The sequence below is a fragment of the Orrella daihaiensis genome, from assembly GCF_022811525.1.
Lineage (GTDB): Bacteria > Pseudomonadota > Gammaproteobacteria > Burkholderiales > Burkholderiaceae_B > Algicoccus > Algicoccus daihaiensis.
In genome coordinates this window covers 65,538-87,552 of the sequence record NZ_CP063982.1, presented here as the reverse complement: position 1 = coordinate 87,552, position 22,015 = coordinate 65,538, and the positions used below count along the sequence as shown (strand labels likewise).

15 protein-coding genes are annotated in these 22,015 nt (G+C 51.1%); 7 read left to right on the top strand and 8 right to left on the bottom strand.

Annotated elements, in window-relative coordinates; translation table 11 throughout:
- Nucleotides 1–89: 89 nt before the first annotated feature.
- Complete coding sequence (locus DHf2319_RS00320) at nucleotides 90–2,579, top strand: DUF4214 domain-containing protein (protein WP_243478830.1); 2,490 nt, start codon at nucleotides 90–92, stop codon at nucleotides 2,577–2,579.
- 429 nt (nucleotides 2,580–3,008) lie between these two features.
- On the opposite strand, the gene DHf2319_RS00315 is transcribed toward DHf2319_RS00320, so the two are convergent.
- The gene (locus tag DHf2319_RS00315) at nucleotides 3,009–4,124 is read right to left on the bottom strand and encodes an integrase core domain-containing protein (protein ID WP_243478829.1); all 1,116 of its coding nucleotides are present in this window, start codon (nucleotides 4,122–4,124) and stop codon (nucleotides 3,009–3,011) included.
- Nucleotides 4,125–4,370: 246 nt separating this feature from the next.
- Between DHf2319_RS00315 and DHf2319_RS00310 the strand changes: the two genes are divergently transcribed.
- Both DHf2319_RS00310 and DHf2319_RS00305 read left to right on the top strand, forming a co-directional pair.
- Complete coding sequence (locus DHf2319_RS00310) at nucleotides 4,371–4,559, top strand: hypothetical protein (protein ID WP_243478828.1); 189 nt, start codon at nucleotides 4,371–4,373, stop codon at nucleotides 4,557–4,559.
- 4 nt (nucleotides 4,560–4,563) lie between these two features.
- Complete coding sequence (locus DHf2319_RS00305) at nucleotides 4,564–4,881, top strand: hypothetical protein (protein ID WP_243478827.1); 318 nt, start codon at nucleotides 4,564–4,566, stop codon at nucleotides 4,879–4,881.
- A gap of 168 nt (nucleotides 4,882–5,049) precedes the next feature.
- On the opposite strand, the gene DHf2319_RS00300 is transcribed toward DHf2319_RS00305, so the two are convergent.
- Nucleotides 5,050–7,296 carry a beta strand repeat-containing protein gene (locus tag DHf2319_RS00300; protein ID WP_243478826.1) on the bottom strand — a complete coding sequence of 749 codons (2,247 nt, stop codon included), beginning with the start codon at nucleotides 7,294–7,296 and terminating at the stop codon, nucleotides 5,050–5,052.
- 463 nt (nucleotides 7,297–7,759) lie between these two features.
- Here DHf2319_RS00300 and DHf2319_RS00295 point away from each other — a divergent pair, with 463 nt between their 5' ends.
- Nucleotides 7,760–8,923: a site-specific integrase gene (locus DHf2319_RS00295; RefSeq protein ID WP_243478825.1), complete on the top strand. Its 1,164-nt coding sequence runs from the start codon at nucleotides 7,760–7,762 to the stop codon at nucleotides 8,921–8,923.
- A 21-nt stretch (nucleotides 8,924–8,944) separates the two neighbouring features.
- Here the strand turns inward: DHf2319_RS00295 and DHf2319_RS00290 are convergent, their stop codons facing one another.
- A complete protein-coding gene (locus DHf2319_RS00290) occupies nucleotides 8,945–9,817 on the bottom strand; it encodes a Fic family protein (RefSeq protein WP_243478824.1) in 873 nt (290 codons plus the stop codon).
- Nucleotides 9,818–10,405: 588 nt separating this feature from the next.
- Between DHf2319_RS00290 and DHf2319_RS00285 the strand changes: the two genes are divergently transcribed.
- On the top strand, nucleotides 10,406–13,705 hold the full coding sequence (locus tag DHf2319_RS00285) for a DUF4214 domain-containing protein (RefSeq protein WP_243478823.1): 3,300 nt from the start codon (nucleotides 10,406–10,408) through the stop codon (nucleotides 13,703–13,705).
- A 9-nt stretch (nucleotides 13,706–13,714) separates the two neighbouring features.
- Here the strand turns inward: DHf2319_RS00285 and DHf2319_RS00280 are convergent, their stop codons facing one another.
- Genes DHf2319_RS00280 through DHf2319_RS00265 form a run of 4 tightly spaced genes read right to left on the bottom strand, consistent with a single transcriptional unit; the run spans nucleotide 13,715 to nucleotide 18,331 of the window.
- Nucleotides 13,715–14,362, bottom strand: coding sequence for a cysteine hydrolase family protein (locus tag DHf2319_RS00280; protein ID WP_243478822.1), 648 nt, complete (start codon nucleotides 14,360–14,362; stop codon nucleotides 13,715–13,717).
- Between the two features lie 44 nt (nucleotides 14,363–14,406).
- Nucleotides 14,407–16,320, bottom strand: coding sequence for a TRAP transporter permease (locus DHf2319_RS00275; protein WP_243478821.1), 1,914 nt, complete (start codon nucleotides 16,318–16,320; stop codon nucleotides 14,407–14,409).
- A gap of 37 nt (nucleotides 16,321–16,357) precedes the next feature.
- Entirely contained in the window at nucleotides 16,358–17,371 is a 1,014-nt protein-coding gene (locus DHf2319_RS00270) for a TAXI family TRAP transporter solute-binding subunit (protein ID WP_243478820.1), read from the bottom strand.
- A 51-nt stretch (nucleotides 17,372–17,422) separates the two neighbouring features.
- A complete protein-coding gene (locus tag DHf2319_RS00265; protein WP_243478819.1) occupies nucleotides 17,423–18,331 on the bottom strand; it encodes an isocitrate lyase/PEP mutase family protein in 909 nt (302 codons plus the stop codon).
- A gap of 226 nt (nucleotides 18,332–18,557) precedes the next feature.
- Between DHf2319_RS00265 and DHf2319_RS00260 the strand changes: the two genes are divergently transcribed.
- Nucleotides 18,558–19,376 carry a GntR family transcriptional regulator gene (locus DHf2319_RS00260; protein WP_243478818.1) on the top strand — a complete coding sequence of 273 codons (819 nt, stop codon included), beginning with the start codon at nucleotides 18,558–18,560 and terminating at the stop codon, nucleotides 19,374–19,376.
- Nucleotides 19,377–19,506: 130 nt separating this feature from the next.
- Nucleotides 19,507–19,752, top strand: coding sequence for a hypothetical protein (locus tag DHf2319_RS00255; RefSeq protein WP_243478817.1), 246 nt, complete (start codon nucleotides 19,507–19,509; stop codon nucleotides 19,750–19,752).
- 227 nt (nucleotides 19,753–19,979) lie between these two features.
- Here the strand turns inward: DHf2319_RS00255 and DHf2319_RS00250 are convergent, their stop codons facing one another.
- Complete coding sequence (locus DHf2319_RS00250) at nucleotides 19,980–22,010, bottom strand: DUF4214 domain-containing protein (protein WP_243478816.1); 2,031 nt, start codon at nucleotides 22,008–22,010, stop codon at nucleotides 19,980–19,982.
- Nucleotides 22,011–22,015: the final 5 nt, after the last annotated feature.

Sequence of the window (22,015 nt, the reverse complement as noted above, 5' to 3'; positions counted from 1 at the left end):
TAACCGCCACAGTTAGAATGCAGTCAATAGGGATGGCTATAAGGGGCCAGACCCTGGTGCCTACCTTACCTGAGATCTAGGAGAAACATATGTCAGTCGTGACAGTTGAAATGCAGAACCAAGTTTCTGAGCTTTACATTACCTTCTTCGGCCGCGCGCCTGACGCCGAAGGCATGGGCCACTGGGTTCAGGCACTCGCTAACGGTGCAACTGTCGAAGAAATCGGCACGGCTTTCGCCAATTCCCCCGAGTTCGTTTCGAACTACGGTGGTCTGACACCCGCAGAGGCCATCAATAAGTTTTACGTGAACACGCTCAACCGTGATGCTGACGATGCCGGTTTGGAATACTGGGAAAACCTGATCGTTAATCAGGGTGTTTCTTTCGCAACCGTTGCTTACAGCATCGTGAACACGGCTTTCGCTGGCGAGGGTAACCCCAACGTAAACCAGGATGACGTTGCTCTGGTAAACAACAAGGTCACGATTGCTAAGTACTTCTCGCTCGACTTGGCTTCGAACGACTTTGCTTTGGCTCAAACCGCGTTTGTTGGTATCGACGACACGCAAGCTTCGGTTGACGCAAAAGAAGCCGAGCTCGACGCCGAAGTTAACGCCGGCACGACTTATACGCTCACTACTGGCATCGATGTTATCACGGGTGGCTCGAACGGTGACACGTTCATTGGTCAAACGGGAGCGACCGCTGCTGAAACGACGATTCAGGCAGGTGATCGTATCAATGGTGGTGGTGGAACGAACGAATTTGATATTTATCTTGGCGCAGCAACGATGGCGCCAATGACTGTATCGAATGTGCAGAATTTCTACCTTCAGTCGATCGTTGATACTACGGGCGTGAATTTCCTCAACGTGTCCGGAGCACAACAAATTTGGAATAACGCAAGTACAAAAGATTTGGTAGTCACCAATGTCCAGTCGCTTGCAACTGTCGGATTGAAAAATGTGACCGGAGGACCAGCTGAGCTAACGACGGTAGTATTTAATGCCGAATTGCTCGAAGGTACAGATAATGTGGTCAACATCGTCACATCGGGATCGGCCGACGCGGGTGTCATTAGTGCAGACGATGGGTCCGCAGGTGGTGGTGTTGAAACATTTGCGATTTCAGCTGTTGGTACTAACAAGATCAAGACTCTAGATTTTGGAACTGATGCGAAGAACCTGACAATTTCCGGAGATGGAAACTTGACTGTTACGGATACGATCGCAAACGTCACAAACATTGACGGTACCGCAGCGACTGGCAAGTTGGGGCTAAACTCGGCTGTGGCAAAGGTGGTGATTGCAACCGGCTCAGGTGCGGATACTGTAACCCTGTCTTATGCAAATGCTGGTGCCGGCGTTACAAAAGAGACTTCAGTGAATTTAGGTGACGGGAACGACACCCTGAAAATCACCTTGCTTGAAACCGCAGCAAAAATCGCTGCTGGTGCTACTTTTAACGGCGGTGAAGGTACTGACGTTCTGAACTACGCCTATGGTGACTTGGTTAATGCAACTACCGGCAAGCAGTTCAGTAGTTTTGAAGTGGTTGATCTAGTCGGGGGAGGCGGCACATACGAGCTCGCGACTCTCGAGGCTAACAACACCATCGGAGAACTGAGGGTTAGCGGTGAATTGCGTGCTGCTGCTGTTGCGAATAACCTAGCAAAGGGTGCATCTGTTGATTTCTCTGGCGCGGATGCAGTTCAACAGTTGACTGTCAACGTTAAGGGCGCGACTGATCCCGGTTCGATCAACAACGTTCTTGACATCAACTTGGCTGGCAAGGCAAACGTAGTCACGGGTGTGATCGTGGTTGACAACGTGCAGACGATCAATATTGATTCAAGCACTACTGCAACGTCGGGTATCTCTTCAATCGCAAATACAATCGACGCTCTGACAGCTGCTAAAGCAACATCGATAAATTTCACTGGCGCAAATCAGTTGACAGTGACGGCCTTTACCAACTCTACTGTTGTCGGACTGATTGATGCGTCTGAAATGACCGGTAAATTTATTATGACCAACGCGGACGCGAGCACTAACGCAACGTTGATACTTGGCGGAAGTGCGGCTGATACGCTACGGGCAAACGGTGTCGATGGATCTATCGTTCAGGGTAATAGTGCGGCAGACACCATTTACCTTAACACTACAGCTGATAAGGTCTCAATTTTGAACTACGAGGCGCAGTCAGATTCAACGGGTGCCGCTTGGGATATGGTTGATGGGTTCTCTGCGCTGAAGGCTGATAACTCGATTGAAGACAAAATTGACGTCTCCTTTTTGGGCTTTACGGGTGCTGAAGCTACAGTAGCTGCTACGAGCAAGGCTACCTTGACCGATTCAGGTCTCAACAGTACCTTCAGCATATCTGCTGCAAACGCTGCGTCATTCTTTACCAACAGCGGTGTGCAGACTGGCGTAGTATTCCAAAAGTCTGGTACTGATCACACCTTTGTCTTTATCGATGCCAATAAGGACGGTGCGTGGGAAGCTGCGTCAGATATGGCAATTTTGTTGGACGGGGACACTGGAAACTTGGCAGCAGGTAACTTCGTATTCGCTTAAAAGCCCAACGCCTACCCCACAAAACACCGTGGGTTAGTTATTCAGCCCCACTGGCCACAAGCTGGTGGGGTTTTTTCTTTGGTGTTGGCAATCTGACACTGAACAAAACCGAGAGCGTGACGAAGAGCATCACAAACACCACAAACATAGGATCAGGCAGTTGAGAGTCGGCAGTCAGCCAAGTTACAGTTAGCTATGCTGAAACACCGAATTTACTTAACACCAAATTCACCCGACGAAATCGACGGCGATCTCGAACAATCACAACCAGACAGCATCCGAGGTTTGACGTGGCAGGCGGTTCAGCTGGATATGGTGCAACCCAGTCGCTGGGCGGTCGTGAACTGGGAATTTGGCTACGTGGCGTACTATCTAAAAACTCGTCACCTAAAAACCTCGCATTGTCAGCATTGACGCCATTTTCCAGCCTTACTGCTTCCTTTTGTACGTCGCTAACAGACCACCGAGCCGCTCTTTGCGTTCAATGACTAGACCGGCGATGTCTTTGTTTGCAGCGGCTTGAGTATTTTGGTGTTGGTCTTGATCAACTGACTCGCGGTTGTCTTGGGCAGACAGCACTTGATTGTCCATGCCCTGGTGTGGACGCTCGGCATTGTAGTGTTCAACGTATTGGCTGACTGCTCTTCTGAGTGAACCCTCGCCCAGCAAGATGACATGGTCCAAACACTCGCTACGGATAGACCTTATCCACCTCTCCGCATAGGCATTCATGTCTGGGCAATATGGCAAGGTCTTCTTGCACTTGATGCCAGCATCTCGAAGTATACGTTTGTACTGTTCACAGAATTTGGTATCTCCATCATGGATCAAGTACTTCTTGCCTATAAATAGTGGTTCATCATCCATGGTCAGGTTGCGGGCCATTCGTACCATCCACATTTCATTTGGATTTCGGGTGATCCCAGCAATCCTCACTATTCGGGTATCGAGGTCAATGAAGAAAAGGACGTAATAGGTCACAAGCCCTCTTAACGTTAGGACCTCAGCGGTAAAGAAATCAGTGGCCACGATCAAGGCTTTGTGTACAGCAATAAACTCGTTCCATGTCATGCCACGTCCCTTGCCAGGTGCGGGGCCAGGTCTGATGCCATGGCGTTTCAATACATTGACCACCGTCTGCGTGCACACTTTGATACCCAGGTGATCGAGCATGCCAACAATTCGCTTTGGACCCCAGCGAGGATTCTCTATTGCAAGCCGAACAATCAGTTGCTCAACCTCGGCCCGAATCCGTGGTCTGCCAGGCTGGCGCTTTTCTGAGTGGTCATACTTTTGCTTGACCAGCTTGCTAAACCAACCCAGCACCGTGTTAGGGCGTATTGCGATACATGCCCTTTCAAGAGCCGCTGCCGTTAGCTTGCGTCCCAGTCTGGCCATCTGCATCTTGAAAGATACCGAGTACCGGAGACGACCACCGAGCAGTCGCTTGAGCTCTTGCACCTGAAGCGTCAGCATCTGGTTCTGAGTGAGCACCTCCTCATTAACTGAGGTGGTCAGATGCATCAACACACGCGCCCACAACATACTTGCACTCCCACCCAACATAGCCGCCCTAGGACATATCGCTGATCAAATGCGGGAAATACTAAACGAAACTTGTTATTTTGTGCAAGCCCTTTAGGTCATGGCCGCGTCCCTATTGCGCACCCGTTGCATAGCGATTGTGTTCCCGTAAGGTTCAAAGTCGCAGCCGAGGGCGTTGGTGGTAACGGAGAGTATTTGCTGCAATGTAAGGATGCACGCGTGGCGAGATATGATGAGAGCCTGCCCATGCAAACAGTCACATTCGATATCAGCGATCGCGATTACATGCTGCTATCCCGACTGGTTGAGCTACGCGCCTCAACCATTACAGAGGATGCACGCGAACTAGTCTTGGAATCGCGCCACACAATTCCTGCTCAGATTCATTTCTTGTCCACGCCCTACGTGGGCGTGGCAGAAACAGCGGGGACGTGAACTTTTGGATAAAGCGCACGGCAGTGGGTCAGACGACCCCAATTACAAGACTCCCATTGCAGAAGCCCGAGCAGCCATGCGTGAAGTGAATCTAATGAGTCGATTGTCTTATCTTTCGCGCGAGGTCATAGGCGGTATTGATCAGTGCTCCGACGTACAAAAGAAAGCAATAGCACTGGAAAGTGTCGTCAACACAGGCCGTGCACGATTTATGTGTGCCGAGTTTGTAGATAGTACGACTGACCACCAGCTGAATCCCCGGGTGTTTTCCGGAGTCGGCGTAATCACGTCGTCGGGTGAGTTTGGTATGAGATTGATTTGATGTCTGAGCATGGCATGAAAAAACCCCACCGCCTAGGAGAGCAGTGGGGTTAAGTACTACACCCACGGTGCCGAGTGGGTGGTATGACATATCATCCAAAGAAATTATTGCAACCAGACTCAACCCGCCTGAGCAAATCGAGTCTGGCAGACTGATGGATTATTCCCATTAGACGATCGTAATAACCCCGGCCGCAATCGTGGAGTCTGACAAATCTACAATCCCTGACAACATCATGACCGAGTCAGTCGCAGTGAATGTTGCTCCTGCAGTGTTATCCGTGACGAGATATGTGTTTCCTTCGAAAACAAAGTAACTGTTAATCGAGTTAGTTGCACCGTTCCCAGCCGCAGCAGCGTCCAAGTACTGAGCAAACGTTGCTGCGCCACCAAGACTAACTGCTGTCTGATTAAATGTTGCAGTCCCGTTGTCAATTGCAGCCGTGCTGATCTTATCGCCGGCGGTTGCGTCTGTGATGGTCAGATGAATTGTAGCCGTACCAAGAGTGTTGGCTGCATTAACAAAAGTGTCGTTCCCGTCACCACCCGTAAATACATCAGCAGCGCCGTTCCAGGTCAGGATATCATCACCCGCACCACCGTCAATCGTGTCTAGAGCAACCGAAGTGCCTGTCAAAGCATCATTACCAGAACCGCCTGTGATTGCTACTTGAGCACCAACCGTCGTGTTAAGAGAAACGTAAGTAACTGCTAACTGCGCAGCGTCATCAGCATCACCTTGAACACCACTCGCATCAAAGGTCGTGACTTTAGTCGAACCCGTTGCAGTCAAATTTAAACCAGCATTACCTGAAACGGTGATCGTTGTTGCAGAAGCTGCCGTTAGAGTTAGCGTATCCGTGTGTGCTGTTGAGTTTGTATCGACGGTTGTGATATCGACTGACTCAATTCCAGCAGCAACAATTGTATTTGCATTAATGGCGGCTGCAGAAGACAGTGTCAGGCTCAATGAGTCAGCTTTACCGGTTGCATTCGCCAGTGTGTAAGTTGTTTGAGCATTTGTATCTGCCAAGACCGTCAATCCGACATCAGCAGCTACGTTGCTAAATACCACGGCGCCATTTAAAGCCCCCACTTCAAGAGCCGTGAAGCCATTAGCGTTATGTGTACCAGCTGCGGCGCCACCGGCAACACGCAGTGTCTGGAAGTTTGTAAATGCCGGCTCTGCGCTTAAAGACGAACCGTTCGTGTTGGCAACGATCGTATTAGTGCCAGCACCGCCATCTACTGAACCACCAGACCCCAACGTGGTAGTTGAGATGGTCACAACGTCATCACCACCACCCATTTTGATGGCTTTTGTTGTTGCAGCGATGGAAACCGAATCATCACCTTCGCCACCAGTGAATGCCACGCCAGTACCTAGCGCGCTACCAAGCGAGACACCGCCAGCGCCAGTGACATTAATGGCTGTCGCGGCACCAATCGTTTGAGCGGTCGCGGTAAAGCTAGCATCACCTGCAAAGTTGATGGTCTTAGCTGCGGCAGCAACTAGAGAAGCAACCGTGCTGTCATCACCCGTTGATGTCACATTCAATGTGGTTGCTGTCGGTACTGTCACGGCAGCAGTTGTGGTCAAGCCGTCAACATTCAAGTTGAATATGGCTACATTCGGCGTGGTCAATGCACCGAGTGTGACTGCAGCAGACGTACCCTTACCCGACAAATTGAGCGTTGATAAAGCACCAGAGTTGATCGTGGCGGCGCCAAAGTTATCAAGTGTCACTGTTGTGATGACGCCACCCTTTGTATTAGAGGCAGCATTGACGTCGTCAATTTTTACTGCACCAGCGGTTGCACCAGCCACAGTAGTGGAAGCAGTCACGGTAGCCGCCTGATTAACAGTGACTTCTGTTGTGCTCGCATTCCCGGTAACAGTCACGCCAGCCTGTACAACCGTGGTGTTAACAGCATTGCTTGTAGTCGAGTTGACCACAACTGTATCGCCACCGGTAATCGTGACGGCACCAACAGTGCCGGCTGTATCACTGCCGATGTTAAGCACAACATCACCCGCCGCCGCCGTGGTACCACCGATGGTTGTTGTACCGGTTGTGACATCGGTCGTATTAATAGTCACGTTGTTACCACCGTTATAAGCAACGTTGTTAGCGCCTTGGGCTGAGTTTGTCGCAACCACGTCTTGGCCAGCACCAGCGGTGAAACCAGTCAAAGCACCAGCGTTATCAAGAGTGACTTTGGTGACACCGGAGAACAGCGAGCCAGCAGTACTCAATGCGCCTACTGAAGTCTGAGCCACAATTTCTAAACTACCAATGTTGGTGAGGCTCGCACCAACTGGAGTAATGTCGGCTGTAGCTAATGCCGAGTCCTGATCAACCAACTTTAGGGTATTCAGCGTTGCTACAGATTTCTCACCAGTTAGGGTGTCCAAGGGAGTGAAGGTGTTACCACTGGCGCCGTTTACGAGACCGATAAATGTTGTTGCTGTCTGAGTATCCACACCTGTAGTGAGCGAACAAGTATCTAAGGTTAGTTTTGCCCTAGATATTCCTTAAGGAGAGCATTGATTCCGTGGACACACGGATAGAAACCCACGATATACCTATTTACAATTTAGTGTCCTAAAAACACGATAGTTAAGATTAAGTTTACTGAATTAACTATTTGATTAAATTGGAGAATTTTCTCTATTTTTTTATATTTTGTCCTAAAAAATACTTAAATTATAACTATCGATACCAGCATGGCGAGAGATAAAAACTATTTAGTTGATATGGGTATTTCATGCGATCAGAATGCCCAAATTCTATCTCCTGTTGTATCGAAAAGGGGCCGCAGTGGGCGTCTCATAAGAGCGTACCAGAGATAGAAGTAGTTAATAAGGAGCCCACCCCATGGCTAAGATGATATTAAGTGCCAGATTCGTACAAACAGCCGTTTGCCCGCCAGGCAAAGCCAAGGAAGATATTTTCGATATCGGTTGCAAAGGGCTGATGTTGGAAATCAGAGCATCGGGCGGCAAAACTTACTATCTGCGATACAGCGATAAGCGTGGCCGCATTCGCCAGTTGCGTATAGCCGATCAGCGTGATGTCACGTTGGCTCAAGCACGCCAACTAGCTGATGCCAAGCGTGCGGAGATTGCGTTGGGGCGCGATCCTGCCGAAGAAAAGAAAACACTTAGGGAGGTTCGCACCGTTGAGGCCTTCATGGTTGAGAGCTACTTGCCGCACATCAAAACGTACAAGCGTGCGTGGCCAGCCGATGATTCTTATCTGCGTAATCACATCCTGCCAGCCATTGGGCGCAAGTACATGGATGAGGTCAAGCCAACTGATCTGATCAAGTTTCAGCACAGCATGCGAGAAAAAGGTTACGCACTAGGCACCTGCAATCGTTGCCTGGTGTTGATTCGTTACGCATTTAACTTGGCTAAACGCTGGGGAGAGCCTGGGGTAACCGAGAATCCCACCAAAGAAGTGACGCTCTACAAACTCGACAATCAAAAGGAACGCTTCTTGTCGCCTGAAGAAACCCGACGTCTGCTTGACTGCGTTGCACGCAGCGACAACGGATTGTTGCAGTACATCATCCGCATGTTGATTCTCACGGGGGCACGCAAACGCGAGGTGCTTGATTGCAAATGGGCCGATTTCGACATGGCTCGTATGCTCTGGACCATACCCATCACAAAAGCTGGTAAGCCCAGACACGTGCCGATCTCTGATGCTGTGGTCTCACTGCTAAATGAAATCCCAAAGACTTCCGGTATTGACTACCTGTTTCCGAACCCTAAAACAGGCAAACCATTTATCTCGATCTTCTACTCCTGGGACACCGCTCGCACCGAAGCCGGTCTGGCCGATGTGCGCATTCATGACCTGCGTCACTCGTTTGCCAGCTTTCTGGTGAACGCCGGTCGATCTCTATATGAGGTTCAGAAATTGCTGGGCCATACGCAGATCAAGACCACACAACGATATGCACACTTAAGCCATGACACTTTGAGAGAAGCGGCCAATGCGGCGATGTCAGCAATTGCGCAGACGGCGGGGTGAAAAGAGTTCACTTTTACCTTATTAAACAAAACGTCGGTAAATATTGACAAATACCGACGTTTTGTTCATCTTAGGGTAGAGTTTGTCCGTGTTGCCATGCGCTGTACTCTGAGCGCCGCAGTCGGAAGCGGGCAATACTGCCCTCATGTAGTTGCGTAGCGCTTGCACGAGCATTTCACGGAAGGCTTCTCGATCGAGTCCAGGGACATGCTCTTTCGCCACTTGCTCAATGACTGCAGGGGTGGGTTGTTCTAGTCCCCTGACAATGGTCTGCACCGCCTGAATCAGCGCCTCTCGATACTTGATTTTTATTGGACCGCGTTCCACCATCGTTTGCGTAATCGCCGGGTATCGTTGGCATGAACCTTCATAGGCCCAGACGAACACATCGCGTAGCAATTCGACCTGATTGAGTTCATACACGCCGAGCGTTGCTTCGACATAAGCTTGCTCTGGTACGTCAACAAAGGACAGGGGACACAGGTTGTGTTTGTAGAGCGGTATGTTGGTACCGATGCGCGAGACACATTTATTGACGTTTTCAAATGGCTGAAGGTACCGTAACTGCACCATCAGAAAGAACGCTTGCTCAAATGGGTCCGGGATCGCGGCTGCCTTGGCCAACAACAACGAAAAACAGTCCTCAATTACCTGCGGTAGCGCCAGCGGATAAAACACGGTACTGGAGATTTCTCCCAATCGCTGACGCAAGCGGCCACAGGTGGTTGGGTCACGCATCAACTCTTGCGACAAAACTGCATGCAGGTTCTTGAAGGTGAAGGCGTCAAAGTCAACCTCATCGGCGTCTTCGAACAACATTTCGATGGCAGCTTTGTGATTCAGGATGGGATCTACGCTTTGTTTTGAGGGGTTCTTGCTGGCGATTCTAGGCAAACGCCCGCCGACGCAATCGGTTGACTGTAAAAAAGTGCTTGCGCAACATTTGGGTATCGATCTGATGGGGCGCAAAGGTTACTCCGCGTATTGCTCAAAGGCGCTGTTGGATAAAGCGAGGCAATCGATAGCGGAATTGGATCGGCTGTTGAAATTTTATGAGGGACGTTGAGTATTTTTATGGATACGGGCTCCAAATGAATCTTGATTCCAGAGGCATGGGAATTTCGTGCTGACTGCGGCTAAATAGCAGTCGTTGTACCGGCATAGACATTGGCCGCGAACACAACAAGTTGCAAACATTCTGATTGTTGCGCTACCCAAAATCATGTGAGGTAACCTGAACCTTTGCGCATCGTGACGGTCGCAAAAGTAGGTAGCTCAATCGCCAAATCGCCAATCTAGCCTTTGGTGTGAGAGGTTGTGAGAGGTTTCTGACCGCCAGTCTTGGTATGGTCTAGCAAAACACGTTGAAAACCGCGGTTCTCTCACGTCCTCTCGCAGAAAGACTGTGATGTCGGAATCACCTGAGTTGGCTCAAGCGAGCTTTATTTAAGATCCACCAGGATCACTTTTGATGGAAACTTGATGGAAACTAGAAACGCTGGAATAAGTGACACCATTTCCTTTCTCTATATTGCGCTGTTCGGACGCGCTGCAGATGCTAAAGGCTTTGAGCATTGGACGAGCGCTCTAGAGGCACTTATGCTGTACAGCGGCGAAGATGCACTTGCCATCAAAAAAATCGTTGATTGGATGAGTGAATCATCTGAATATGAAGCAATCTATCAAAATCTAACACCTGAACAGCAAGTCAATCGCCTCTACCAAAACTTGTTTTCTCGAGATGCAGATCCTGATGGGCTTGCGTTCTGGAGCGGAAAGATCGTTACCGGGCAAATACCATTTACTGACGTGGCTTATCTGATCGGTGCCCTGGCATTTGGTGGCGGTGCTGGCATTAATCCGAATGACACAGCCCTGTTGCGCAATAAAGTGGACATATCAAAGTATCTGGCAAGCGAGCTAGGTACGAATGATGGGCAAGTCATCCAAAATGCTTTTAATGATGTGACGACTGATCCAGCATCCGTGGGAGTGGCTCGTGAATCACTCTTCCGACAGCTCAATCCAGTAGAAGAGCCTGAAGTGGTGGAAACACCTGTCGATAACTCCCCGGCCCCCGATCCTGTGGTTACACCCAGTCCGCAGAATGTCAGCCTAACGAATGGAGTAGACACGCTAAGTGGTAATTCGGACGGGGCGATCGTATCGGGTGTGATTGCACAGTCCCCAAATGGAACCTTTCAGACAGGCGATAGTATTTCCAATTATTCGCGTGTCAATGTTGACATCGAAAGCACCACGCCGACAGTTGCACCAACGCTTTCCAACGTTGGGTACCTTGAGTTTGACTTTGTAAATACCAGTGGCGGTACGGTCACTGTCGATGCCGAAAACTGGACAAACGTTGGGCAGGCGTGGATTGCGAATAACGACAGTGTCCCGAACGCGGTGACAATTTCTAAGGGTTTATTGTCTACCGTCTACGGTGTGAAGGACTCCTCGAAGGAGACGATGTACAACATTGGTATTCAAGATGGTTTGGTTACTGGCACGACCGATACGTTACAGGTGGCTCTCTCAAATGCAGGGTCTCCAACCGACGAGACCTACATCAACAGCCAGTCTGCGGTTGAAACGCTAACTATAGACACGACTGGCACTAATCATGTCATTTTGAATGACTTTGTTTTGCCCTCTGGTTCTATCGAGACCGTGCGAGTAACTGGTAGTGGGACTAATAGTTTTGACGCCGGATTTTACATTGACAACTTATTCAATGTCACTGTCATTCGAATGCCAGTGGTGGAAACATTCGATTTTTCTCAAGCGACGGGTAATAACACCCTGTCCGTTGGAAGTGACGTTACTAACAACCTTTCAATTACGGGTGGTCAAGGTAACGACTCACTCGAAGGCGGCGGTGGGAATGACTGGGTTGCCGGTGGAGCCGGTGCTGATAACTTGGACGGAGGCGCCGGGACTGACAGAGTCTCATACAAGGACGTCACAAGTCATACATCACATGGCCTGACGGGTATTGCAGGTATGGCCATTAACTTGTCCAGTGCAGCGGTAACTGCAGCTGATATCGCGACAGCCATGGGTGGTGGTGTGGTCATCGGTGGTGGAGCAGGTGTAGCAGGTTTAGACTTGGCTGCAGGTACTGCAGGATATCTTGCTGCGTCTGCTAGTGCCTCTACCATTGCGATGGTGAGAGATAGTCTTCAGAATTTTGAGGAAGTGGGTGGGTCTGATTTAAGCGATTACATCGTTTTGGGTGATAGCGGTATGTTCGCAACGTCACTTGAAGGGAACGATGTGGTAATCGGTGGTACTGGTGACGATGAGATCAGAGGTGGCTTTGGTAGGGATACAATTCTTGGTGGTGTTGGTAATGACACCATCCGGGGCGGGGCAGGTGCGGATGAGTTGACTGGAGGCTCTGGCAATGATGTGTTCGAATTTACTGATGGCGCCAGCATATCAACTGATAAGGACCTGATTACCGATTTCGGTAATGGTGCAGATGTAATCAAGATTATGGATTACAGCGGCACACTTCAGGCGATAGATCTCACGAGTGGTTTCACTGGGCTGACCTTAGCAGCAGGTTCGACTGCAGACCTCACAGTTACGCAACTCGGCTCAACAAATACAGTCATATCAATCAAGAACGATAGTGGTGTTCAGCTGACCATAGATAAATCTAATGTGGCTCTCGACGTTACTCTAGCAGATGGGGGAGATCGAACTGCAGTTGGGGGTGACCTCAACGACATAATTCGTGGTGGGAATGGTAATGACTCCATTACGGGTGGCGATGGTGATGATTCTCTGACAGGTGCTGAGGGGAATGATACCCTCATCGGATTAGATGGGAACGACACCATCAGAGGTGGAGCAGGTAATGATGATCTTGCTGGTGGGCAGGGCGATGATTCGATCAATGGCGGCACAGGTAACGACACTATCAGTGGTGGTTCAGGTGCGGATGTCATTAACGCGGGGGCTGGTAACAATGTCATTACGGATGCTGGCGTTGGTGCGGACGTCATCACTCACGATGCGGCAAGCTCAACTGTGGCAATCGCAGTCATTGGGTCAGACGAAGTCACACTAGTAGCTACAGAAACCGGTGCAACGGCAACCGTTACAGGCAATGACAGCAACTCTCGATCGGTTAATGCATCTCAGTCTTTGGCTGCTGTCGCCATTAATGGCGCAGGGGTAACAAATGGGAATGGTACATATGCCGGGGGCTTTGCGGACGACATAATCACCGGCGGTGCCGGTGACGACATGATCATTGGAAACGCCGGTGCGGATGTGATGACTGGTGGTGCGGGAAGTGATACTTTCGTTATTGGAACTAACAGCCATACCAAGGGAGATGATTACAATGGTCTGAACAGTGATTGGAGCAATGTTGACGCAATTACTGACTTTGATGGCGCTGGTCAATCTTCGGGTGACTCGATAAATCTCGGTCTTGGAGCTGATGCATTTGGCGCCGGGATCACCTTTACGGCATCGAGCACCGCTAACGTGACGGCAGTGACGATTGCGGGTGGATCAGTCACAGTTAATAACATCAACGATATTTTCGCGCAAATCCAAAGCGCGATTTCTGGTACAGAGGCGGCCTCTTCGAGTTCAACCGCACAAATTTACGATGTTACGTTAACAACGGCCTATGCGGGAGTTGACCGACTATTAATAATTAATGACAACGTGGGTGGTATTGCAGATGTCGATGCGGTCATTAACATGACTGGTATAACTGGGGCGTTAGATGCTCAGGATTTCACGTTTCTTGCGTGATTACCCGACCTAGCCAACCAAACAATCCAGGATCTCTTTGGTCGATCCCACCAGGAATCGGTTGCGCATGAGTTTAAGTGAAGCATCGTGGTAGGCCACGTTGCTGCTAGCCACCGCATCCTCAGCCACTACGGTGTAGTAATCGTGGTGGGCGCAGCTTCTCACGGTTGATTCCACGCAGCCTTCGGTGTTGGCGCCGAGCAGCACCACGGTTTGAATACCGTTAGAGCGCAGGATGAGATCAAGGTTGGTGCGGTGAAACGCATCGGGTCGGAATTTGTCGACCACAGGGTCACTGGCTCTGGGTTTGATGCCCTCGCAGAACTCGGCACCCCATGACCCTATTAGTGTGTAATCGGGGCTTTTGCCGTCACGCACCTTGAGTCTTAGCCAGGCCGGGCTGTCACCTTTGCCCTCGGGTAAGGTGAGTTGGCGCACAAAGACCGTAAAAATTCCATTGGCCTGGGCGGTTTGCATCAGCTTCACCATGTTGGGCAAGTGCTGATTTGCCAATGACATGTCGCGTCCGGCGGCTGCGAACACGCCTTTCGGAGAGAAGAAATCGTTCTGTATGTCGATAGCGACAACAGCAGTTTGATGGGGTACCAACACCTCGGGCAGTGTTTGGCAGACTTGTTTGCCGTGAATTTCGATCATGTTGAGTCCGTGTTCTCTGAAACAATCAATCAATTTATGAATATTCAAATGGCGGGCTTTGCTCGCCACTGATGCCAAACGATTAAACCGACCAGTAATACCAGACCGACTAGAGGTGCAACCATACCCGGGGCAATCAGCAAGACGGCAGCCAGTAACAGTGCTGTTCGCATCATCGCATTCAGTGGGTGTGTGAGATAGCCTGCTAGTGCAGCCCCAATGACCACGACACCGAGTAGACCGCTCAGACCAAATACCACAATGTTTGTGGTGTCACCAATTAACAGAATCTCCGGATGAAACACAAACGCGAATGGAATCAGGAATGCAACTAAGGAAAGACGCACGGCATATAAGCTGGTGGGAAACCAGTTGGCCCCTGCCATCGACGCACTGATAAAGACCGTGGCGCACAAGGGCGGCGTTAAGCCAGCCAGGATACTGAAGTAAAAGATAAACATGTGGGCACCCAGTGGCTCAACCCCGAGCTTGATCAAAGCTGGGGCCACCACGGCAGCCGCTAGCAAGTAAGCCGCTGCCGTGGGCAGTCCAGTGCCCAACAACATGGCTACGAGCATGGCTAGCAGCAAGGAAAGCAACAGACTGTTGTCACCTAAACCGATGATGGCGGAAGTAAACGACACGCCAAGGCCGGTGGTGCTGATCATGGCCAGCAGTATCTGCGCTCCAGCAATCAACACCGCAATCGCCACCAAGCCGACACCCGCATCAATAAAGCCGTGCTTCAGATCGGTCAGTCGGGCTTTAAGATCTTTGGTGGATCGTGTTCCCAGCATAAAAAACACAATCAGAATCGCTGTCGCTGCAAATGCTGCGAAGCCTGGTGAGTAGCCATTGACCAATAAGCCAATTAGCACAGCCAGTGAGCTAAATACCGGGCCTGCACGCCGCAGTGACAGTACCTCTTTCAGTTTCGGTAGGTTCTCAACGGGAACCGGTTTGTAACCTAAGCGTTTTGATTCGAAATGGATCCCCGCTAAACAACCCACAAAATACAACACCGCCGGAATAATCGCCGCGGTCATGATTGACAGGTACGACACACCGAGCAATTCGGCCATGATGAAAGCACCGGCACCCATAATCGGCGGCATGATCTGCCCACCCGTGGAGGCCACGGCTTCTACCGCACCGGCAAACGCCGGTTTGTAGCCCAGTTTTTTCATGAGGGGGATGGTGAAGGCGCCGGTGGTAGCGACGTTGGCGGCAGCCGACCCTGACACACTCCCAAAAAATGCACTCGATATGGTGGCTACTTTGGCGCCACCACCAATGGAACGACCACCCAGAATAATGGCGAGATCCATAAAAGTCTGGCCGCCACCGGTGCGCAGTAACACTGCGCCATAGATCACGAAGATGGCGATCACCGTGGCAGAAATCCCCGTCACCATGCCGTACAGGCCTCGGGTCGACATGTACAGCACTTCAATGACCAAGCGGAAATCGAGTCCACGATGGGCCATAAACTCTGGCAGGTAGGGCCCGGCCAAGGCATACACCAAACCGGCGATGCCTAGCAATGGGATCGTCCAGCCAATGACACGGCGACAACCCTCTAGCACCAGCACAATCGCAAGTGCACCTAGCACGTAGTCGAGCGTTTCCATCCGGAAGGTAAATCCCATCATGCGCTCGTAGCTAGCCAAGATATGAATGGTGAAGGCAGCGGTGGCGACAATCAGCAGCACATCAATCCAACGCAAAGGCAGTTGGCGTGCGTCTTGACGATGAAACCCGAATAAACAAAACGCCAGCATCAAAGTGCCACCGACATGGATCGAACGTTGGATCAGATCGGGAAATGAGCCAAATGCACTGGTGTAAAGGTGAAACAACACCAGCCCAAGACTTAGCAGCGTGATGAGTGACTGACGTGCTGGTGTTAGAAATGTCATGGGGATGTTGTCACGTCTGCGAGATGCTGGCGGCAGCATCGCTGCCGCCAGCTGATGCCATCACATCATGTTTACCTTACTTCATCTCGGGGGGGATCAGACGATCGGGTACAGCAACACCGTTTTCACGGAAGTAGCGCACTACGCCGGGATGCAATGGTGTTTGCGCCCGCTCAATGGTTTGCTTGGCGATATCGAGTCCTTTGACCGCTGGATACGACTGAGCAACCGTGTCAACGTTGTTGACGATGGTTTTAAAGATATCGTAGGCTTGTTGCTCGCTCATGTCAGTGGTGGTGCCCATGGTGATAAAGACCACCCGTAAATTCATCGGGCCGGTTTTATAGGGGGTATCAGGCACTGCCATGAAGTCAAAGTGCGGATAGGCTTGTTTGACTTTGGCCATCTCTGCATCGGTCCAGTTCAGGATCTTGATGGGTCGGGCCGTTTGTGCATCGAGAATGGCGCTATCGGGTGAAGCTGGTGGTCCGGCTTTGGTAAAACCGACGATGCGACGGTCCTTAAATGCAGTGACGGCATCACCCATGCCAGTTCTAAACCAATCGGGTTTGATGCCCAATGCGTCAAACGCTTCAACAGTGGCCCGTTCCGTACCGGAACCGCGACCGCCGCCATTGAATTGCTTGCCATTCAGATCTGCAATTGAGTTAATGCCAGAGTCGGCACCCACCACTGGGAAATACGCCAAGGCAGTTGTCAGCCAGAAGGTTCTGAAATTCGGATTGGGTTTGCCTTCGAATGGCCCCAAGCCTTTGTAGTACTCAAACAGATCTGGCTCAGCCATCATGCCCCAATCGACTTGACCTTGGCTTAAACGACGCATGTTGTCTAGACCGCCGCCAGTTTCCACCACGGTGATGTTTACGCCAGGCAGCTTCTCATTGAGTAATTGAGCAACTGCTACGTGGTAGGCATACAAAGAGGATGCCTGACTAGTTGCACCGATCGAGAGCTGCTTGGATTGCGCTTGCGCATCAGTCCCGCCCAAAGTCAGCGCACATGCCACGCCGAACGCGGCCAACAGGGGTGCGGCTTGCTGCTTAAACAACTTCCGTTCAAATAGCTTCATGTTTGTTACCTCCTCACAAGTCCAGCTGTCGATGTCACACAAAAAACTGCATCAGGTCTTACTGAACCGATTTTCCAGTTCAGTCCATGTTGGGTAGTCAAACAGATCCCAAAGGCCGCGGTGATTCACCATGCGATCCGCAAAGCCCGCTGTGGCACCGCTTTGCTTAAGGACCTGAAGCATCGCGGCCCCTTGATGGGCGATCATGCGTGTCAGAGAGTTGGGGTAGATCGCTAATGCGTAACCAATGCCTTCAAGCTCGGTAGCTGGCAGCACTGGCGTGCGACCGCCCTCGACCATGTTGGCCAGTGTCGGTGCGGTCAGTGATTGGTTAATCAGACGCATCTCGGCTTCGCTTTCGGGGGACTCTACAAACAGCACGTCAGCACCGGCTTCGTGGTAACGCTGTGCGCGCTCAATGGCGCGTTCAATGCCTTCGGTTGTACGCGCATCGGTACGCGCGATGATGACCAAGTCATCATCATGGCGGGCATCGACTGCTGCTTTGATTCGACCGACCATTTCGTCAGTATCCACGATTTTGCGGCCAGGCTCATGGCCACACTTCTTCGGCCAGGCCTGATCTTCAATCTGGATACCGCTTACTCCGGCGCGCTCCAAGTCTCGCACGGTGCGAATCAGGTTGATTGGTCCGCCGTAGCCGGTATCCGCATCACAGATCAGCGGAATATCAACGCTGTCGGCGATGCGCATGGCGCGCTCCAATACTTCAGCAAATGAGATCACGCCCATGTCGGGCGCGCCAAGCGCACTCATCGATACGCCAGAGCCCGTGATGTATCCAGCACTAAAGCCAGCGTTGGCTACCAGTTTGGCCGTAATACAGTCAAAGCAGCCGGGTGCCATCAGGATAGATGGGTTGCTTAGCGCCTGGCGCAGGCGTTGGTGTTTGTCTGGGCTATGTCGTAACCCGACAGGGTAGGTCGAATGATCGGCCATGCTACGTCCCCGGAAAATGAGATGGTTCTTTTTACGGAGTCAGTCAGTCGAGCCGACCCCTTGTTCTAACTTGTTGTAACAAGTAAAACATCGCCATGCAAGTATTTTTTGTGGGTGATCTTTGGTGACCAAGCTCTGTAATCACTTGCCTGGTTACAAACAGCTTAGCTAACGCTATGATGCCGGGCTGTATGGTTGATCGATTTGGTCTGGACAGGACTTATATATGCGACGTGGTAAGCAACGACTGACACCAGATGTAAAAAACGATTGGCGAAAATTCCGCGTCGACAATTCGCTTGCGCAACCGCTGTATCACCAGATTTTTAATCACCTGCGTGACCGGATTCTGGATGGCACATTTGAACGCGGATCAGTGTTTCCCAGTGAACACCAGCTAGAACAGTCGTTACAAGTTTCACGCGTCACCATACGTCGAGCACTGCAGGAGCTTGCGGCGCGTGGACTGATTCAACGGCAGCAAGGCAAGGTCTCTACCGTGACTGCCTACAAACCACAAACCAGTGTGGTGGCCACCGTGGAAGGCCTCGTCGAAAACAATCGCCGCATGGGACTTGAGACCTCGGTGCAATTGCTGGCCAGTGAATATGTGCCAGCCAGTGCCGAGATTGCTGCCAAGTTGCAAATCAAGCCCGCTCAAAAGGTACTTTGGACGGTGCGTGTGCGTTATCTCGGTGAGGTACCGTTTTCTTATGCGGTGACGTACATACCGCAGTCAGTGGCCAAGAAAATCGATGTCAAGAGAATGTCCAGTAAAGCACTATTGACCTTGCTGGAAGAAGCCGGGTTTCGTATAGGGCGTGCACAACAGTTGATTTCAGCGGTACCAGCAAACCGCGAAGTCGCTAAATCGCTCCATGTGGAACACAACACGGCACTGCTGCTGTCAGAGCGCCTAGTCTTTGATGTGCATGACAAGCCAGTTGAATTTATCTCGGTGCAATATCGACCCGATGTCTATCACTACGGCATCGATTTGGTGCGCACACAGTCGGCTGATGGGACGGTCTGGGCATCGAGTTAGCCCATCACTCGAGCGCATGCCGGTGTGATGACCAAAGGGAAGACGAGCTCAGATCGCAGCTGTAAATACCCAATATGGGTATTTCAAAAAACTTTCGGCCTTGCGCAACCGAAGATCTGGATTAATGGTAGTGAAGCAGATATCCTCACTTGAAAACCTCTTGGGCCCTGGCAAACCATTGCGCCAGGAGTCGCTCGATCAGAGTGAAATCACCGGTTTGATTGGATCTGGACTAGCTAGACTGCGAGATGCTACTAACTTGACGTTAGCGCTCGAGAGTCGATTTGACCTTGCATACAACGCTGCGCACGCACTGTGTTTGGCGGCTCTGTGGCGACTCGCGTGGCGCAAGCACTTGCCTAAGCCGCCAGAATAAGCCTGACGGTCAATTGATGAGCTGCTCGTTCTGCGTGCTGGTGTGGCACTGATTGAGGGTGTAAAAATTTTTAATTCTTGTCCGAAATTTGTATAAGCATTTCGGACATGCAGTCAGAACAGCGCCGACCATCCCATTCGGAATCTGAGACGCAAAATCTCGTTCTTCGGATCGCAAGCGAACCGCTCGCATGTCATCGACTATCTTTAAATCGATAATCTTTGAGCCTATCCCACCCACATCTGGTACTGAATCCCGCTATCAATATCGGGGGCGATGATGGCTTGATACTCCGCCGACCGAGAAAAGCCCGCCATCACATCAGCCTGATCGAGTAGACCTGCATCGAGTAGACCAACCCAGAACTCAAGACCTTCAGTTTCAGCTTGCCGGTTAAAGAAGTTCTGATAGAGATCTTCAACGTAGCTGGTATTAGTAGGTGATGAGCCATAGTCTGCCGTGAATTCGGCGCTATCGATAAAGCCAGCCGCGACGTCGGTCAGACTTGCACCTTGGTCAAACTTGGCGATCCAGTATCCAAGGCCATCGACATCAGGGGCACGATCAAAGGCACCGTACAAGCTATACGCAAACCCTGCGTTGCCTTCAATGTCCAATGCGAACCCTGTATCGGTGTAGATCAGACGCTCGACATCGAACAAGTTGTCATCGGCATCACGCAGTGGCACCTGGTCTTCAGAGGACAGCGTTTGTAAGTTACCGGCTCTGACATATTGGTCAAAGCTGCCCGCAAATGTGACGGTGTTGATGGCATCTGACCCAAATATTTGATCATCGGTCACTCTAGAGTTGGTGCTGGGGTTGCTATCTGTGAGACGGATGTCGTAGATCGGGCTCACTTCAAACGACGCATAAAAAATCTTGCCATCTGGATCGATGTACTGATGGATTTGATGGCCAGTGCTCAGATCATCGACAGCCAAACCCCAGTCGGCACCGATGGGTTGGCCAGTCAAGGTGTTACGGACCACAGGCCCATCGACTTCGACATACGAGACGAATGCGCCATCGTCAAAATCATGCGTAATGGCTACCGTCTGATCCGAGCTTGGTACCGTAAACGGCACGGGTGGGTTGTTCTCAGGGTCATTACCTGGACCGCCGGGGTTGTACACCGGTGAGTAGTCACCGCTAGACGGCATGCGTATGGTTTGCAGTTGCGCAATGGCTGCCGCATCGCCACTTAAGATAATGTCGTACTGGTTGTCGTGGTCTTCCACGTACGCAGCGTTATAGGTGTCTTGTGCCGGGCCGGTATCGGCAATACCGAGGATTCGGACCGTACCGTAACCCGCGATGGTGTAATCCACACCAGATTCCAGCAACATGATTTCGTTGCCGTTCTGATCAAGTGCCTTCATCTGAAAGAACTTCGAGTAGTCATCAGGCGTGAGGCTGGCAATACCGTCAGGCGAGAATCCAGCACTGGTATAGATGCGCAACCGATACATGGCTTGATCGCCATAGAGATCAGAGCCACTGTTGGTGGTTGATGCAGTTAACCAGGCCGGCGCGCCTTCGCCAAGATCAGTGTAGGCATCAAGTTTTGCTGACAATATTCTGGGACCATTGCCTTGTACGTAGGGGTTGGCGCTTGCCACGGTGAACCCGACGGCTGAAACCAGCCCTGACTTGGTGATCAGTTGCAAAGGGGTGCCATCATCAACGATGCTGACACTGACCGGATACAGGGCGTCTGGATCACTCGGTTGCAAGCGATTACCCCAATCACCGGTAATGACAACAGTCTGGCGTTCGTTAAACTCAACGTTTGGCAAGAAACTAGCCGCTATCGGGGTGACAAACTCACCGGTGTTCAGTTCAATCCTGAAATCCTCGGGATTCAGTGATGTGCCCAACACGGGATGGCTAAACACCACAGGAATCGTATCTAGCAAATTGGCGGGCACACCGTAGGTCGCTAAAAACGCAGCTGACCCGACCGCTGAGTAATAGGCACGGGCTGGCGCACCGAGTGCCGGATCAATGGCTTCATAAGAGACGCCGTACTGATAGGCGGCGGTTTGGGCGTTGGTGCCCGTGCCAAGCAAACCTGGTACGCCCATGTAACCATCAAACCCGAAGTTAGCTGTCAGTATCTGTGGCTGGCTGTTGAAGTAATCAGCTGATAGTGCCAAGTTGTTACTCAGGCTAGCCGATGTACCGCTGGTGTCTGCTTCTACGGAACTCAGGTAATTGAGTAGGGGGTCAGCCAGTTGGGTGTAGACAATAGCCATGAGAG

Bases quoted from the DNA above. Each gene is read 5' to 3' on its own strand.
- DHf2319_RS00320 (WP_243478830.1), top strand. From the start codon at position 90: ATGTCAGTCGTGACAGTTGAAATGCAGAACCAAGTTTCTGAGCTTTAC.
- DHf2319_RS00315 (WP_243478829.1), bottom strand. From the start codon at position 4,124: ATGTTGTGGGCGCGTGTGTTGATGCATCTGACCACCTCAGTTAATGAG.
- DHf2319_RS00310 (WP_243478828.1), top strand. From the start codon at position 4,371: ATGCAAACAGTCACATTCGATATCAGCGATCGCGATTACATGCTGCTA.
- DHf2319_RS00295 (WP_243478825.1), top strand. From the start codon at position 7,760: ATGGCTAAGATGATATTAAGTGCCAGATTCGTACAAACAGCCGTTTGC.
- DHf2319_RS00285 (WP_243478823.1), top strand. From the start codon at position 10,406: ATGGAAACTAGAAACGCTGGAATAAGTGACACCATTTCCTTTCTCTAT.
- DHf2319_RS00280 (WP_243478822.1), bottom strand. From the start codon at position 14,362: ATGATCGAAATTCACGGCAAACAAGTCTGCCAAACACTGCCCGAGGTG.
- DHf2319_RS00275 (WP_243478821.1), bottom strand. From the start codon at position 16,320: ATGCTGCCGCCAGCATCTCGCAGACGTGACAACATCCCCATGACATTT.
- DHf2319_RS00270 (WP_243478820.1), bottom strand. From the start codon at position 17,371: ATGAAGCTATTTGAACGGAAGTTGTTTAAGCAGCAAGCCGCACCCCTG.
- DHf2319_RS00265 (WP_243478819.1), bottom strand. From the start codon at position 18,331: ATGGCCGATCATTCGACCTACCCTGTCGGGTTACGACATAGCCCAGAC.
- DHf2319_RS00260 (WP_243478818.1), top strand. From the start codon at position 18,558: ATGCGACGTGGTAAGCAACGACTGACACCAGATGTAAAAAACGATTGG.
- DHf2319_RS00250 (WP_243478816.1), bottom strand. From the start codon at position 22,010: ATGGCTATTGTCTACACCCAACTGGCTGACCCCCTACTCAATTACCTG.